The organism is Clavibacter sp. A6099 (assembly GCF_021919125.1).
Lineage (GTDB): Bacteria > Actinomycetota > Actinomycetes > Actinomycetales > Microbacteriaceae > Clavibacter > Clavibacter seminis.
Genome location: NZ_CP083439.1, coordinates 730,504 through 745,682, shown reverse-complemented (window position 1 = coordinate 745,682; position 15,179 = coordinate 730,504). Strand labels below are relative to the sequence as shown.

At 68.7% G+C, this 15,179-nt stretch carries 13 protein-coding genes and 1 pseudogene; 10 read left to right on the top strand and 4 right to left on the bottom strand.

What is annotated here, in order from left to right; all coding sequences use genetic code 11:
- The first annotated feature begins 281 nt into the window (after positions 1–281).
- Complete coding sequence (locus KYT88_RS03645) at positions 282–2,735, top strand: AAA family ATPase (protein WP_162178069.1); 2,454 nt, start codon at positions 282–284, stop codon at positions 2,733–2,735.
- A complete protein-coding gene (locus KYT88_RS03640) occupies positions 2,735–3,067 on the top strand; it encodes a hypothetical protein (RefSeq protein ID WP_147362344.1) in 333 nt (110 codons plus the stop codon). Before KYT88_RS03645 ends, KYT88_RS03640 begins: the two co-directional genes overlap by 1 nt.
- A 174-nt stretch (positions 3,068–3,241) precedes the next feature.
- On the opposite strand, the gene KYT88_RS03635 is transcribed toward KYT88_RS03640, so the two are convergent.
- Together KYT88_RS03635 and KYT88_RS03630 are read right to left on the bottom strand one after the other, a co-directional pair.
- Positions 3,242–4,771 carry a catalase gene (locus KYT88_RS03635; protein WP_043585010.1) on the bottom strand — a complete coding sequence of 510 codons (1,530 nt, stop codon included), beginning with the start codon at positions 4,769–4,771 and terminating at the stop codon, positions 3,242–3,244.
- 78 nt (positions 4,772–4,849) lie between these two features.
- Positions 4,850–5,335 (bottom strand): Fur family transcriptional regulator, encoded by a 486-nt coding sequence (locus KYT88_RS03630; protein WP_043585011.1) that lies wholly within the window; start codon positions 5,333–5,335, stop codon positions 4,850–4,852.
- A gap of 125 nt (positions 5,336–5,460) precedes the next feature.
- Between KYT88_RS03630 and KYT88_RS03625 the strand changes: the two genes are divergently transcribed.
- Positions 5,461–6,450, top strand: a complete 990-nt coding sequence (locus KYT88_RS03625; RefSeq protein WP_043585013.1) for an aldo/keto reductase — start codon at positions 5,461–5,463, stop codon at positions 6,448–6,450.
- A 73-nt stretch (positions 6,451–6,523) separates the two neighbouring features.
- Here KYT88_RS03625 and KYT88_RS03620 read toward each other — a convergent pair whose 3' ends face one another.
- Positions 6,524–7,363 carry a carbon-nitrogen hydrolase family protein gene (locus KYT88_RS03620; RefSeq protein ID WP_043585015.1) on the bottom strand — a complete coding sequence of 280 codons (840 nt, stop codon included), beginning with the start codon at positions 7,361–7,363 and terminating at the stop codon, positions 6,524–6,526.
- Positions 7,364–7,391: 28 nt separating this feature from the next.
- Here KYT88_RS03620 and KYT88_RS03615 point away from each other — a divergent pair, with 28 nt between their 5' ends.
- The gene (locus tag KYT88_RS03615; RefSeq protein WP_043585017.1) at positions 7,392–8,066 is read left to right on the top strand and encodes a GntR family transcriptional regulator; all 675 of its coding nucleotides are present in this window, start codon (positions 7,392–7,394) and stop codon (positions 8,064–8,066) included.
- Positions 8,067–8,182: 116 nt separating this feature from the next.
- Positions 8,183–8,392: a three-helix bundle dimerization domain-containing protein gene (locus tag KYT88_RS03610; RefSeq protein WP_043585020.1), complete on the top strand. Its 210-nt coding sequence runs from the start codon at positions 8,183–8,185 to the stop codon at positions 8,390–8,392.
- 148 nt (positions 8,393–8,540) lie between these two features.
- On the opposite strand, the gene KYT88_RS03605 is transcribed toward KYT88_RS03610, so the two are convergent.
- A complete protein-coding gene (locus KYT88_RS03605; protein WP_043585022.1) occupies positions 8,541–9,938 on the bottom strand; it encodes an MFS transporter in 1,398 nt (465 codons plus the stop codon).
- Between the two features lie 163 nt (positions 9,939–10,101).
- Between KYT88_RS03605 and KYT88_RS03600 the strand changes: the two genes are divergently transcribed.
- The 5 genes and pseudogenes from KYT88_RS03600 (at position 10,102) to KYT88_RS03580 (ending at position 15,153) form a co-directional block, all read left to right on the top strand.
- Positions 10,102–10,785: a DUF2848 domain-containing protein gene (locus KYT88_RS03600; RefSeq protein ID WP_043585024.1), complete on the top strand. Its 684-nt coding sequence runs from the start codon at positions 10,102–10,104 to the stop codon at positions 10,783–10,785.
- Between the two features lie 120 nt (positions 10,786–10,905).
- Positions 10,906–11,145: pseudogene (gene purS / locus KYT88_RS15970) on the top strand (phosphoribosylformylglycinamidine synthase subunit PurS); the annotation flags it as partial.
- A 152-nt stretch (positions 11,146–11,297) separates the two neighbouring features.
- Positions 11,298–11,993, top strand: coding sequence for a phosphoribosylformylglycinamidine synthase subunit PurQ (purQ, locus tag KYT88_RS03590; protein ID WP_043585026.1), 696 nt, complete (start codon positions 11,298–11,300; stop codon positions 11,991–11,993).
- A complete protein-coding gene (gene purL / locus KYT88_RS03585) occupies positions 11,990–14,353 on the top strand; it encodes a phosphoribosylformylglycinamidine synthase subunit PurL (RefSeq protein WP_043585028.1) in 2,364 nt (787 codons plus the stop codon). Before purQ ends, purL begins: the two co-directional genes overlap by 4 nt.
- Positions 14,354–14,355: 2 nt before the next feature.
- Positions 14,356–15,153, top strand: coding sequence for a dienelactone hydrolase family protein (locus KYT88_RS03580; protein ID WP_237583768.1), 798 nt, complete (start codon positions 14,356–14,358; stop codon positions 15,151–15,153).
- Positions 15,154–15,179: the final 26 nt, after the last annotated feature.

Genomic DNA, 15,179 nt, shown 5'->3' with positions numbered 1-15,179 from the left:
GCATCACGACACTACGCGGCACACAAGCATCTCCTTTCACATCCTGGATCTTTTAACCACAGACGAGCTTGCCTCAACTTCCAATCACCGACAGGCAAGAACTGGGCACGATCGCATCGCCTCCAAGCCGGATCACTGGTACGGCGACGCCCCGCCTCAAGGGGATGCCGACACCCCCTGCATTGGGACCTTTCCTCTATCCAGCGTTTAGCCAATGCTTAGGTGGTTAGCTCCCACTCGCCAGCGTCAGATTCGGCGCCCCACCACGTAAGGAACGAATTGTGACCGCGCTCCAAGAACTGACGCTCGACGAACTTACCTCCTCACTACGCGCACAAACGGACTTATCCGAGCCAAACGATATAGGGGCCTGGAATACTTTAGTTCGGCTGGCAGAGGGACTAGATCGCGGCGACGGACACAATTACCTAATCAAAGATCGCCGATGGCTTCTTCAACGCCTTAGCGTGGAAGGATTTCGCGGCGCCAAGCAGGAAGTGAAACTGAAAGTAGCAAACGCAACCGGCGTTACCGTCTTGTACGGGCAAAATGGCTCAGGAAAATCCAGCCTCGCGGAGGCAGTTAGAGTCGCTCTAGAAGGGCGGACAGGCGCAACGCACTTAGGGGCGAACGGAACCCTTCATGAACTGTGGGGTAGTTCCGATGAAAGAAGCCGTGGCGCCGAATCCGCCAAAATAATGGTTCACCTGATGGACGAAACCACGAATGACCAGTTGAGTATTACGGCAGTCGTTACCGCCGCAGGGGTACGAAGAACCGGTCTACTTACATCTAATGGGGTAGACCAGACCGTTGCGGAGGACTCAGCCGCATGGCAACCATGGATCGAGGCGCTGAGAGCGTCTCCTCCCGTACTGGCGTATGCCGAGCTGGCAGATGAGCTTCAAAAGAAGCGAGACCTACAAAACTGGTTGACGTCATGCTTGGCCATGGACAACGCGACGCGTGTTTTCGATTCTTACGTCAAAGTGCACGTGGACGCAGCAACAGACGCCGCACGGCTAATTAGTACGGCGAAAGCAACTAGCGTATCGAAGATTGAAGACGTTGACGCGCAAGCAAGACAAAATGGCCTAGGGCAGATTCAGCCTCTCGTCTGGACGGACTTCAATTCCGAGAAAGAGCTGCGCGAGTGGCTCGTGCTAAACAAACTTAGCGAGCGAAAGGCGCTCGAGGATCAGTTCGAGAAGTCGTTTATGGAGACCGTTCTTGAATATTCTCGTATGTACAGCAAGGCATTGGCATCCTGGTCATCCGAGTCCTCGAAGGCCCTCCTTACACCACAGGTGACGGACTCTGTAATCGAGATGCACAAGCACGTTATTGAGTCCCGCCAAGGCAGCAATGAGGACATGTGCCCCGTGTGCGGGACGGTGGAGACACGGTGGAGGGAGCACCTCAGATCGGAAGTTGAACGGCTGCAAACTGCCAAAACTGCTGCCGCTGCTCTCCGCAACCTGGTTCGCGAATACTCAGCGAAACTCGCACATCCCCTCAAAGCCGCGCTAGCCGTTCTCCCAAAGCACAGCGACACGCAAAGTGCAATAACACTTGCTGCGCTGATATCCGACCTTGAAAAGACTTCGCCTGCCGCCGGCCCTCTTGACGTCCAACTCTTAGCCCGTCTTGACAGCCTGGCGAATTGGGCACTGTCAGCAGATGCCCAAATATTTATGGAAGCAGCGGTTGCCGAGTCAGGCCTCGAGCACCAATGGCGGAGCCAGCGGTGGAACGCATTATCGGACTACTTCACAATCTTCAATGCCAAAATAAAAGATGCTAGCCAACTCGCGATCCTCAAAAAGGCTCGTACGAAATGGAACTCTCATTTAGCTCATATGCGAAAAGATAGAAGCTCCACGCTGCAGTCCCTTGTTGGCCCCGCCGTCGCTTCCCTCCTCGAAGACGTTGGTATATCCGTGAAAGCAATCGACATCACTAAGTCAGAAAGTAGACTTGAGCTTGAAAACGCGAAAGGCGAGCCCGTTGCACTAGCCCATTTAAGCGCGGGCCAGAGGAATGCCCTTATCTTGGGTCCGGTGATAGCCACGGCAGAGTCCGGGATATTCGGGTTTGCCATACTGGACGATCCGGTTCATGCCTTTGATGACTTCCGAGTTGACAAGCTCTCGTCCACGCTTTCAAAGGTTGGCAGCAAACAGAGCCTCATCATCACCACTCACGATGCTCGATTCGTGGAGTACTTAAGGGTTCATGGCAGATCTGAGTTTTCCGTTCTCTCAACGCACCGAACACCAGATGGCGAGGTTACACTGACGCCAACACTAGACCCGCCTCGCGAGCTCATTAATTTTGCAAAGGAATTAGCAAAAGACTTGCGTAATCGACAAGCGACCGAAGGGCAAGGCGAGGTAAACGCTTTGCTCCGAATGGCTGTTGACGAGTCTTTTGAGCAAATCGCATTGCGCCACCTTGCTCGACTCCCTGTCGCCGCGGTCGAGCAAGCACGGGCGGAGTTTGCTTCTGCAATGACCACCGCAGAACGGAAAGATGTGTTGCGTGGCTTCTTGGGAGACAGTCCTTCGCAGCTCATTCATCTCACAAACGCTTGGCAAATCCTGTCCACACCCGTGAAGCGTTGGTCGACTGGCATACATGCCTCTGCTGCCGCAGTTGATTACCAGCAACTTGACGATGATGTCTCTACGGCAAGTTCAGCCGTCGCCCACATGGATCACGTTAGCTGGTTTTGATGCAGGCACTCGAAGTTAAACGCGCAGCACTTAAAGTGCGCCGTGAGATTGAAGTCCTTGCCACGGATTTCTGGGCCTCGGCGTCGGCCTTGCCAAGAGAGGGCATGGCAAAAACAGCTATTGAACGCCGCTTGGTTCTCATCGTTGCCTCAGTGCCACCCGAAAGCCGTCGCAATGCCTTCAAGGCCGCCCGGCAAGCGGGTTATGTCTACAAGGAGACTTCAGACGTCTTACATGGGCGAACGAGGGCATCGTGGATTAATGCGGTCCGCGTTCGAGAATGGAACAGCGACGTTGCTCGCTTAACCGCTATTGTTGCCAGCTTGTCCTGAATTAGCACCCCCTGCGCACGCACGATTCGACGACACGACGACGCGGCCCTGCTCGAAACGAAGTCGAATGTAATCTTCGAAACGACACTCCTTGTCTTCATCACGCAACGACGCCCGCCCCCTCAGCGAGGGGACGGGCGTCGAGTCGTGCGCTCAGCGGATCACCGCCACCGCTCAGTGGGCCGCGACGCCGACCTCCTCGGCGTCGCGCGTCGGGCCGGGGGTGGCCTCGGCGACGGGCGCGTCACCGGCGAGCGGCGGCAGGCCCGCGGCGACGGCCGCACCGAGCCAGGCGTCCACGTTCGTCCAGTACTGGATGACGCGGGCGCGCAGCTCGGCCGTGGTGACCTTGCTCACGTGGCCGACGATGTTGCCGACGAGGCGCTCGCGCTGGGCGTCGTCCATCGACTCGTTGACGAGCATCCGGGCCTGGACGAAGTCGTCGTCCTCCGCGTGCAGCGTGGCCGCGGCGCGGACGAGCTCGCCGTCCTGCTCCCAGCCGGCGCTCTCCGCGGCGCGAGCCGGGTCGGCGTGCGCGCCGCCATGCGAGTTGGGCGCGTAGACGGGCGTGCCGGCGTCCTGGAACGTGAACCGCCCCTGGCCGTCCTTCGAGTAGCTGTGCACGGGCGACTTCGGCGCGTTCACCGGCAGCTGCGCGTGGTTGGTGCCCACGCGGTAGCGGTGCGCGTCGGCGTAGCTGAAGATGCGCGCGAGGAGCATCTTGTCGGGGCTGGTCTGGATCCCGGGCACGAAGTTCGAGGGCGCGAACGCGGCCTGCTCGATCTGCGCGAAGTAGTTCTCCGGGTTGCGGTTCAGGGTCATGGTGCCGACCTCGATGCGCGGGTAGTCCTTCTGCGACCAGACCTTCGTGAGGTCGAACGGGTTGAACCGGTACGACTTGGCGTCCTCGTAGGGCATGATCTGCACCTCGAGCTTCCACTCCGGGTAGTCGCCGCGGTCGATGGCCTCGGTGAGGTCGCGGATGTGGAAGTCGGCGTCCTCGCCGGCGATCTGGTCGGCCTGCTCCTGCTTGAGGATCTCGATGCCCTGCTGCGTCTTGAAGTGGTACTTCACCCAGAAGCGCTCGCCGGCCGCGTTGATCCACTGGTAGGTGTGCGAGCCGAAGCCGTCCATGTGGCGCCACGAAGAGGGCAGGCCGCGGTCGCCCATGAGCCACGTGACCTGGTGGGCCGACTCGGGCGAGAGCGTCCAGAAGTCCCACTGCATGTCGTGGTCGCGGAGGTGCGAGCCGGGCAGGCGCTTCTGCGAGCGGATGAAGTCGGGGAACTTGATCCCGTCGCGGATGAAGAAGACGGGGGTGTTGTTGCCGACGAGGTCGTAGTTGCCCTCGTCCGTGTAGAACTTCAGCGCGAATCCGCGGGGGTCGCGCCACGTGTCGGGGCTGCCCTGCTCGCCAGCGACGGTGGAGAAGCGCGCGAGCATCTCGACCTCGGCGCCGGGCTGGAAGAGGGAGGCGCGGGTGTACGCGCTCACGTCGCCCGTGACGCGGAAGGTGCCGAACGCCCCGCCGCCCTTGGCGTGGACGACGCGCTCCGGGATGCGCTCGCGGTTGAACTGCGCGAGCTTCTCGACGAGGTAGTGGTCGTGCAGCGGGATGGCGCCGTCGGGGCCGACGGAGAGCGAGTGCTCGTCGCTGGCGACCGGGGCGCCTGAGTCGGTGGTCGTGAACTTCTGGTCGGTCATGGTGTTTCTCCTGTCAGCGGTGGAACGGGGAGGTGCTGGCTCGGGTCATCCGGCCGAGGGGCGGGCCGGTGGCGACCGCTAGGTCGCGACGGTGGAACCGGGATCCGCGGATGCGGTCCGGCAGGCGGGGCACAGGCCCCAGTACGTCACCTCGGCGCTCGCCACGAGGAACCCCGCCGAGTCGGACGGCGTGAGGCAGGGGGACTCCCCCACCGCGCAATCCACGTCGACGATCGTCCTGCAACCTGTGCAGACGAGGTGATGGTGATTGTCGCCCGTCCGGCGCTCGTAGCGCGCGGATGATCCCGCGGGCTCGATGCGACGCACGAGCCCCGCGGCCGCGAGCGCGCCGAGCACGCCGTAGACCGCCTGGATGCTCGTGCCGGGCAGCTCGCCCTTCACCGCGCGGAGCACCTCGTCGGCGTCCGAGTGCGGTGCCGCGTCGACGGCCGTGAGCACGGCCACGCGCGGCCGGGTCACGCGCAGGCCCGCCTCCCGCAGCGCGACGCGCAGGGCGTCGGCGTCGAGGGGCGGCGCGTGGTGGTGCGCGTGGTCGGTGGGCATGCGCCCGAGTCAAGCACAGTTCCCTTGATCCATTCAAAACAACGCGTGAACGCGGCGCGTCGCGGGCAGGAGCGTGCCTAGGCTCGAAGTGCGGCCCATCCGGCCGCAGGAGAACGGAGCACCGCATGAAGCACATCCACACCGGCACGGGCCTCGACGTCGGCCGCATCGGCCTCGGCTGCATGGGCATGAGCGCGTTCTACGACGGCCACGGGCAGGACGAGGCGGAGTCCATCCGCACCCTCCACCGCGCCGTCGACCAGGGCGTCACGCTCTTCGACACCGCCGAGGCGTACGGGCCGTTCACCAACGAGCGCCTGGTCGGATCCGCGTTGAAGGACCGCCGCGACGACATCGTCATCGCCACCAAGTTCGGCCTGCTCAAGCACGCGCCGGGCAAGGACGCCGAGGACTACGAGCGCGGCATGGACAGCTCGCCCACGAGCATCCGCATCGCCGTCGAGGCCTCGCTGCAGCGCCTCGGGACCGACCGCATCGACGTCCTGTACCAGCACCGCGTCGACCCGGCCGTGCCGATCGAGGAGACCGTCGGCGCGATGAAGGAGCTCGTCGAGGAGGGCAAGGTCATGCACCTGGGGCTCTCCGAGGCCGCGCCCGACACGATCCGCCGTGCGCACGCCGTGCACCCCATCTCGGTGCTGCAGAGCGAGTACTCCATCTGGACCCGCGACCCCGAGGGCGCCGTGCTCGAGGTGCTGCGCGAGCTCGGCATCGGTCTCGTGGCGTACTCGCCGCTCGGCCGAGGCTTCCTCACCGGCGCGATCTCGAGCGTCGCCGACCTGTCCGAGGCCGACTACCGCTCCTCGTCGCCGCGCTTCGCGGAGGAGGCGTTCGCGCAGAACATGCGCATCGTCGACGCCGTCAAGGACGTCGCGGGCGAGCTCGACGCGACGCCCGCCCAGGTCGCGCTCGCGTGGATCCTCGCGCAGGGCGACGACATCGCCGTGATCCCCGGCACGAAGCGCGTGACGCGCCTCGACGAGAACATGGCGGCCGACGCCGTGACGCTCTCCTCGGACCAGCTCGCGCGCCTCTCGTCGCTGCCCACCCCGGTCGGCGACCGGTACGCGGACATGGGTCCTGTCGGGCGCTGATCCCGTCGAACGCCCGTGGGCCCGGTCGCCTCGGCGGCCGGGCCCGCGTCGTGCCCTCACCGAGTGACGGCGATCACACCTGCTGCTCGAGCCCCCGGCGCCGGTTCGCGAGCACGGGCAGCGTGCCGCGTGCGGCCTCGACGGCCGACGGGTCGATGTCGACGACGAGCAGCTCCTCCTCGCCGCCGAGGCGGTGCAGCACCTCGCCGAGCGGGGAGACGACGGCGCTCCGGCCGATGCCCGTGGGCGCGCCGCTCGCGCGGTCGTGGCCGCGGGATCCGGTGGGCAGCGTTGCGGGATCCCCCTGGCCGACCGCCACGACGAAGGTCGTGGAGTCGAGCGCGCGCGCACGGAGCAGCAGGTCCCACTGGTCGGCCTTGCCGGGGCCGGCGCCCCAGCTCGCGCACACGATGCTGACGGCGGCACCGCGATCGGCGCCCGCGAGGAAGAGGGCGGGGAAGCGCACGTCGTAGCAGGTGGCGAGCGAGGCGCGGGTGCCGCCGACCTCGATCACGGCGACGGCATCGCCCGGGTCGACGGCGTCGGACTCGCGGAACCCGAACGCGTCGAAGAGGTGGATCTTGTCGTAGGAGCCGGCGCCCACCGCCTCCGCGCCGGACGGCCGGGCGACCAGCAGCGTGTTACGCACCCGGCCGCCGGCGCCCGGCGTGAACATGCCCGCGACGATCACGACGCCGAGTCGGTCGGCGACCGCCCGCACGGCGGATGCCCACGGCCCGTCGAGCGGCTCCGCGATCTCGGGCAGCGGGTTCCCGAACGCGCGCTGCGCCGCCTCCGGGAACACCACGAGCTCGGCGCCCTGCCGCGCGGCGTCCTCCGCGAACGCGGTGACGCGTGCGAGGTTCTCTACGGGATCCGGCGAGCTGATGATCTGTGCGAGCGCGATCTTCATGGTCCTCCTCGTGATGTATACATAGCGTATGCGAGAACGGGCGGGCGATCCAGGCACCTCGGCGAGCGCCCTCTCCGGCCGCGAGCGGGCCTACGAGTTCCTCCACGCGCACGTCCTCACCGACCCGGACCAGCAGGGCGCCTTCCTCAACGAGCAGGAGCTGGCGGAGCGCATCGGCGTCTCCCGCACGCCCGTCCGCGAGGCCCTGCTGCTGCTCGCCGCCGACGACCTGGTGGAGATGATCCCGAAGCGCGGTGCGCGGATCCCCGTCATCACCGGCCGCCAGATCGCCGAGCTGATGGAGCTGCGCGGCGTGCTCGAGCGGCACGCGGCCACGAGCGCCGTGGAGCACGACCGGACGCCGCTCGACGCGATGCGCGAGGTGCTCGAGCAGCAGCGCGCCATGGTCGCGACGCCGCCGCGCGAGAGCGGGCGGCAGTTCATCGAGCACGACCGCCGCTTCCACCAGCTCCTCGTCGACGCCGCGGGCAGCGAGCTCATGAGCCGCACCTACGCGAAGCTGCGCGCCCGGCAGATCCTCGTCGGCGTCGAGGCGCTCTACCGCGCCACCGACCGGCAGGACCGCGTGTGCGAGGAGCACGGCGGCATCGTCGACGCGCTGGCCGCGGGCGACGCCGAGGCGGCACGTGACGCGATCGACCGGCACCTCGCCGTCACGCTCGACGTGCTGCTGCGCGCCTGACGCGGATCGCTCAGCCAGGGGCCCGCAGGAGCTCGTCGACGCGGCCCCGCAGGCTCCCGCTCCGCTCCCGGCCCCTGAGCCACGGAGCGTCCACCCGCGTGGAGGATGATGCGACCATGACAACCGACGTCGACTACGACCAGATCGTCCGCGACTCCACCGAGCAGCTGCGGGCGAAGTTCCCCGATCGCTCTGAGGCGGAGCTCCGCACGGTGGTGGAGGAGGAGCTGGCGACGCTCCGGGATGCGACCGTGCAGGACTACCTCTCCGTGCTCACCGTCCGCGCGGCGCGGAAGCGCATGAAGGCCCAGCGCAGAGCCGAGTGATCACGACGCGCGGCCCTGCCGCGCGGGACCGGCCCGGTGCCGCGACGGAGGCGGAGGGCCGGCGATCCCGGAGCGCGCCTCCCCTCGGACGCGCCGACGCCCGGACCCCCGCTGCGGGGATCCGGGCGTCGGCCGGTCGCGGAGGGCGTCAGACGCGCGAGGCAGGCACGCCCTCGGCGCCCGTGCGCACGTACTCCTCGTCCTCGGAGACGTCCGAGTCGCGGCCCATCGCGAGGCCCACGAGCGTGAGGACGACCGCGGCGGTGAGGTACAGCGCGATGCCGACCCAGCTGCCGGTCTCCTCGTAGATGATCGTGAACATCAGCGGCGCGATGGCCCCGCCGATCACCCCGGCGATCGTGTAGGCGAGCGAGGCGCCCGTGTAGCGCAGCCGCGGCGAGAACTGCTCGATGATGTACGCCGCCTGCGGCCCGTACATGAAGGAGTGGAAGAACAGCCCGAGCACGATGCCCACGCCGAGCACGAAGGTCGACGATCCGTCGGTGATCGCGAAGAACACGTAGGCCCAGACGGCCGCGCCCACCGCGGCGGCCGCGTAGAGCGCACGCCGGTTGATCCGGTCGCTCACGGCGCCCGCGAACGGGATCGTGAACAGCTGCATGGCGGATCCGACGAGCACCGCCACGAGCACCTGGCTGCGCTCGAAGCCGAGCGAGTTGACGCCGTAGGTGAGCGTGAAGACCGTGAAGAGCGCGTAGAGGACGTCGGGTCCGACGCGGCTGAGGATCGCCGCGACTAGCGGGCGCAGCTGGGTGCGGAACACCTCGGACACGGGTGCGCTCGGCCGGTCGCCGCGCTCCTGCAGCGCCTTGAACACGGGGGTGTCCTCGAGCTTCAGGCGGATCCAGAGGCCGAACGCCACGAGCAGCGCCGAGAGGAGGAAGGCCACGCGCCAGCCCCAGTCGAGGAAGTCCTCCTCGGTGAGCAGCACCGTGAGCAGCGCGAGCGCGCCGTTGGCGAGCAGGTTGCCCGCGGGCGGGCCGACCTGCGCGGCCGACGACCAGAATCCCCTCTTCCGTGGATCCCCGAACTCGCTCGAGAGCAGTACCGCGCCGCCCCACTCGCCGCCGACGCCCACGCCCTGCGCGAAGCGGAGGAGCACGAGGATGATCGGCGCCGCGAGCCCGATGGTCGCGTAGCCCGGCAGCACGCCGATGAGGAACGTCGCGATGCCGATGAGCAGCAGCGTGAGCACGAGGACGGGCTTCCGGCCGATCTTGTCGCCGAGCCGCCCGAAGACGAACCCGCCCACGGGGCGCGACACGTAGCCGACCGCGTAGGTGGAGAACGCGAGGATCGTCGCCGTGTACGGATCCGACGACGGGAAGAAGACGACGGGGAACACGACGGCGCTGGCCGCCGAGTAGACGGCGAAGTCGTACCACTCGAGCGAGGTGCCGGTGAGGCTCGCGGTGAACGCCTTCACGAGCTCGCGGCGGGTGGGCTTCTCGGGCGCGGCGGGTGCCGCGTGCGCGCCGGATGCGGGCGCGGTCGTCGCCGGGGAGGCGGTGGGGTCGTCGGCCATGGGGCTCCTCGGGTGAGGGAGCCGGGCGGCGGATCCGGCGATCGGATCCCGCCCGGCGTCCGGTCGGTGTGTTGTATACAGTAGGCATACCGGAGCCCCGGCACCAGGGTCGGGCACCCGGATCCGCATCTCTTCACACGCTCGAAACACCACCGGAGGATCGATGACCACCCTGCGCTTCCAGCTGCCCGACGGATCCACCACGAGCGTCGAGGTCGTGTCGCTCCTCAACGCCGGCTACGCGGGCCGCGACCAGGCCGAGGTGCAGGCGCACATCGACGAGCTGGCCGAGCTCGGCGTGCCAGGACCCGAGACCACGCCCGCGCTCTACCCCGTCGCGCCGTACCTCGCGTTGCAGGCCGACACGGTGCCCGCGCAGCACGGCCGCACCTCGGGCGAGGCCGAGTGGGCCCTCGTGATCACCGACGACGACGTGCTCCTCACGGTCGCGTGCGACCACACCGACCGCGCGCTCGAGGTGCACGGCGTCGCGTGGAGCAAGAACGCCGGACCCGACGTGCTGGGGCGCAAGGCCTGGCGCCTCGCCGACGTGCGCGACCGCCTCGACGCGATCCGCCTCCGCGGCTGGGTCGGCGAGGAGGGCGCCGAGGAGCTCATCCAGGACTCCACGCTCGCCGCGCTCCTCACCCCCGACCACTGGCTCGAGGTGCTCGAGCGGCGCGGCCTGCGCGTCCCCGGCACCGTGCTCATCTCGGGCACCGTCGCGATGGTCCCGGGCGTCGACCAGTTCGCGTCGCGCTGGCGCGTGCAGCTCGAGGATCCCGCCACGGGCGAGACCATCGACGCCGCGTACCGCGTGGAGCTGCTGCCGGAGGCGATCGGCTGATCCCGTCCCGCGACCGACCCGCCGCCACCGCGCGCCCGCCCCGTCGGACCCGCCCGGCGGGGCGCGGCCGTCCGGTACGCTGAGCGCATCCACCCGCCTCCAGGAATCCGGAGTCCCATCGTGCCCACGATCGTCGTCGAAGTGATGCCCAAGGCCGAGCTGCTCGACCCCCAGGGGAAGGCCGTCGCCGGCGCCCTGGCCCGCCTAGGCGAGGACCGCTTCACCGGCGTCCGCATCGGGAAGCGCTTCGAGCTCACCGTCGAGGGCGAGGTGGACGACGCGCTGCTCGCCGACGTCCAGTCGCTCGCCGCCGACATGCTCTCCAACTCCGTCATCGAGGACGTCATCAGCGTCCACGTCGCCGGGCTCGACGGGTTCGGCATCAGCGCCGAGGCCGACATGGCCACGGGCAACGTCACCGACGACCACACCATCGCGGACGGCGGCACGGCCGACACCGACGTCGCCGCGCACCCGCTCCCCCACGGTTCCGCCGCGGCGGAGCAGCGCTGATGCGCGTCGGGGTCATCACCTTCCCGGGATCCCTCGACGACCGCGACGCGCAGCGCGCCGTCCGCCTCGCGGGCGCCACGCCCGTCGCGCTCTGGCACGGCGACCACGACCTCCAGGGCGTCGACGCGATCGTGCTCCCCGGCGGCTTCAGCTACGGCGACTACCTGCGCGCGGGCGCCATCGCCGCGTTCGCGCCGATCATGCGCGAGGTCGTGGACGCGGCGGAGCGCGGCGTCCCGGTGCTCGGCATCTGCAACGGCTTCCAGATGCTCACCGAGGCGCACCTGCTGCCCGGCGGGCTGATCCGCAACGAGGCCGGCGCCTTCGTCTGCCGCGACCAGCGCCTCCGCGTCGAGGCCACCGGCACCGCGTGGACGAGCGCCTTCGCCGAGGGCGAGGAGATCACCATCCCGCTCAAGAACGGCGAGGGCGGCTTCATCGCCGACGCCGACACGCTCGACCGCCTCGAGGGCGAGGGCCGCGTGGCCTTCCGCTACCTCGGCGGCAACCCGAACGGATCCCTGCGCGACATCGCCGGGATCACCAACGCCCGCGGCAACGTCGTCGGCCTCATGCCCCACCCCGAGCACGCCGTCGAGGAGGGCTTCGGACCGGACACCCCGGCCGCCATGCGCTCCGGTGTCGACGGCCTCCGTCTCTTCACGTCCGTCCTCGAAGGAGTCCTCGCGCAGTGAGCGTCCACCCCGATCCCGCATCCGTCCCCACCGAGACCCCCGCGGGAGAGGGACGCAGCGCACGCCGCCACGTCGCCGACACCGTCGAGATGGCCGAGCGCACCCCGGAGAAGGAGCAGCCGTACGCGGCGCTCGGACTCACGGAGGGCGAGTACCTGAAGATCAGGGAGATCCTCGGCCGCCGCCCCACGAGCGGCGAGCTCGCCATGTACTCGGTCATGTGGAGCGAGCACTGCTCCTACAAGTCCTCGAAGAAGTACCTGCGCCAGTTCGGGCAGAAGGTCTCCGAGTCCATGAAGAAGGACCTCATGGTCGGCATGGGCGAGAACGCGGGCGTCGTCGACGTGGGCGAGGGCTGGGCCGTCACCTTCAAGATCGAGAGCCACAACCACCCCTCCTACATCGAGCCCTTCCAGGGCGCGGCCACGGGCGTCGGCGGCATCGTCCGCGACATCATCTCGATGGGCGCGCGTCCCGTCGCCGTGATGGACGCGCTGCGCTTCGGCGACATCGACGACCCCGACACCGCGCGCGTCGTGCACGGCGTGGTCGCGGGCATCAGCTTCTACGGCAACTGCCTCGGCCTCCCGAACATCGGCGGCGAGACCTACTTCGACCGCGTGTACCAGGGCAACCCGCTGGTGAACGCGCTCGCGGTCGGCGTCCTCCGCCACGAGGACCTCCACCTCGCCAACGCCCGCGGCGTCGGCAACAAGGTCGTGCTGTTCGGCGCGCGCACGGGCGGCGACGGCATCGGCGGCGCGTCCATCCTCGCGAGCGACACCTTCGCCGACGGCGGCCCGACCAAGCGCCCCGCGGTGCAGGTGGGTGACCCGTTCGCCGAGAAGGTGCTCATCGAGTGCTGCCTCGAGCTGTTCGCGAAGGACCTCGTCGAGGGCATCCAGGACCTGGGAGCCGCCGGCATCTCCTGCGCCACGAGCGAGCTCGCGTCCAACGGCGACGGCGGCATGCACATCCGGCTCGAGGAGGTGCTGCTGCGCGACCCGTCGCTCACGGCCGAGGAGATCCTCATGTCGGAGAGCCAGGAGCGCATGATGGCGGTCGTGAAGCCCGAGAAGCTCGAGGGCTTCCTCGAGGTAGTCGCGAAGTGGGACGTCGAGACGAGCGTGCTGGGCGAGGTCACCGACACCGGCCGCCTCGTCATCGACCACCACGGCGAGCGCATCGTCGACGTGGAGCCGCGCACGGTCGCGGTCGACGGCCCCGTCTACGACCGGCCCGTCGCCTACCCCACGTGGATCGACGCCCTCCAGGCCGACTCCGCGTCGCGCCTCGCGCGCCCCACCGCGCCCGACGACATCAAGGACCAGTTCCTGCAGCTGCTCGGCAGCCCGAACCTGGCCGACGCGTCGTGGATCACCGACCAGTACGACCGCTACGTGATGGGCAACACGGCCCTGTCGTTCCCCGACGACGCCGGCATGGTCCGCGTCGACGAGGAGAGCGGCCTCGGCTTCTCGGTCGCCACCGACGCGAACGGCCGCTTCTGCCAGCTCGACCCGTACCGCGGCGCGCAGCTCGCCCTCGCGGAGGCGTACCGCAACGTCGCCGCATCCGGCGCCACGCCCGTCGCCGTGAGCGACTGCCTCAACTTCGGCAGCCCCGAGGACCCCGAGGTCATGTGGCAGTTCAGCCGCACGGTCGAGGGCCTCGCGGACGGCTGCCTGGAGCTCGAGATCCCCGTCACGGGCGGCAACGTCTCCCTCTACAACCAGACGGGCACGCAGGCCATCCACCCCACGCCCGTCGTGGGCGTGCTCGGCGTGATCGACGACGTCGCGCGCCGCATCCCCTCCGGCTGGCAGGACGAGGGCGACAACATCTACCTGCTCGGCGTCACGCGCGAGGAGCTCGACGGATCCGCCTGGGCCGGCACCGTACACGACCACCTCGGCGGCGTCCCGCCTGTGGTCGACCTCGCGGCCGAGAAGGACCTCGCGTCCCTCGTCGCGGCCGGCGCCACGCAGTCGCTCATCGCGAGCGCGCACGACCTCTCGGACGGCGGCCTCGGCCAGGCGCTCGCGGAGGCCGTGATGCGCTTCGGCGTCGGCGCCCGCGTGTGGCTCGACGGCATCGTCCAGCGCGACGGCGTCGATGCGGCCACCGCGCTCTTCTCGGAGTCCACCGGCCGCATGCTCGTCACGGTGCCCCGCGAGGACGACGTGAAGTTCCAGGGCCTCTGCGAGGGCCGCGGCTACCCGGTGCTCCGCATCGGCGTCACGGACGCGCAGGCACCCGGCCTCGAGCTGCAGGGTCTCTTCACCCTGTCCGTGGACGAGCTGCGCGGGATCCACCGCGCCACGCTCCCCGCGCGCTTCGGCACCGCCGTGGAGGCATGAGCATGACCGACCCCGCATCGACCCCCTTCTGGTCGCCGTCCCTCGCCGAGCTCACCGAGCGCGTGCCGCTGCCCGCGGGCGCCGACATCCGGATGGGCCCCGTGCTGTACGACCACGAGGGCACCGAGCTCGAGGGGCTCCTCGCGCGCGACGCCGCCCGGAGCGGCCGCCGCCCGGCCGTGCTCGTGATCCACGACTGGTTCGGCGTCGGCGGGCACGTGGCCGCGCGGATCGAGATGCTCGCCCGGCTCGGCTACGTCGCGTTCGCCGCCGACGTCTACGGCCGCGACGTGCGCCCCGGCCCGGAGGAGGCCGGCCAGGTCGCCGGGTCCTTCTACGCCGACCTCCCGCTCATGCGCGCCCGCGTGCAGGCCGGCATCGACCGCCTGGCGGCCGAGCCCGACGTCGACCCGTCCCGCATCGCCGTCATGGGCTACTGCTTCGGCGGCAGCGCGTCGCTCGAGGTCGCCCGCGCGGGCGCCGACATCAAGGCCGCGATCTCCCTGCACGGCAGCCTCGTGGTGCACGAGCCGGCCGACGTCGCCGACGTCAAGGCCGCGATCCTCGTGCTCACCGGCGCGGACGACCCGATGGTCCCCGACGAGAAGGTCGCCGCGTTCCAGGACGAGATGCGCACGCGTCCCGCGATCGACTGGCAGGTCGTCACCTACAGCGGTGCCATGCACGCGTTCTCCGTCCCGGGCGTCGACTCCCCGGAGCACGGCGCGCAGTACCAGGACCGCGCCGAGCGCCGCTCGTGGCGGGCGCTCACCGACTTCCTCGCCGAGTACCTGGGCTGACGCTCCTCCACCTCGATCCGCGCGCC

What these genes read in the sequence shown, in the direction of transcription:
- KYT88_RS03640 (WP_147362344.1), top strand. Translation starts at nt 2,735, where the DNA reads ATGCAGGCACTCGAAGTTAAACGCGCAGCACTTAAAGTGCGCCGTGAG.
- KYT88_RS03635 (WP_043585010.1), bottom strand. Translation starts at nt 4,771, where the DNA reads ATGACCGACCAGAAGTTCACGACCACCGACTCAGGCGCCCCGGTCGCC.
- KYT88_RS03630 (WP_043585011.1), bottom strand. Translation starts at nt 5,335, where the DNA reads ATGCCCACCGACCACGCGCACCACCACGCGCCGCCCCTCGACGCCGAC.
- KYT88_RS03625 (WP_043585013.1), top strand. Translation starts at nt 5,461, where the DNA reads ATGAAGCACATCCACACCGGCACGGGCCTCGACGTCGGCCGCATCGGC.
- KYT88_RS03620 (WP_043585015.1), bottom strand. Translation starts at nt 7,363, where the DNA reads ATGAAGATCGCGCTCGCACAGATCATCAGCTCGCCGGATCCCGTAGAG.
- KYT88_RS03615 (WP_043585017.1), top strand. Translation starts at nt 7,392, where the DNA reads ATGCGAGAACGGGCGGGCGATCCAGGCACCTCGGCGAGCGCCCTCTCC.
- KYT88_RS03610 (WP_043585020.1), top strand. Translation starts at nt 8,183, where the DNA reads ATGACAACCGACGTCGACTACGACCAGATCGTCCGCGACTCCACCGAG.
- KYT88_RS03605 (WP_043585022.1), bottom strand. Translation starts at nt 9,938, where the DNA reads ATGGCCGACGACCCCACCGCCTCCCCGGCGACGACCGCGCCCGCATCC.
- KYT88_RS03600 (WP_043585024.1), top strand. Translation starts at nt 10,102, where the DNA reads ATGACCACCCTGCGCTTCCAGCTGCCCGACGGATCCACCACGAGCGTC.
- purQ (WP_043585026.1), top strand. Translation starts at nt 11,298, where the DNA reads ATGCGCGTCGGGGTCATCACCTTCCCGGGATCCCTCGACGACCGCGAC.
- KYT88_RS03580 (WP_237583768.1), top strand. Translation starts at nt 14,356, where the DNA reads ATGACCGACCCCGCATCGACCCCCTTCTGGTCGCCGTCCCTCGCCGAG.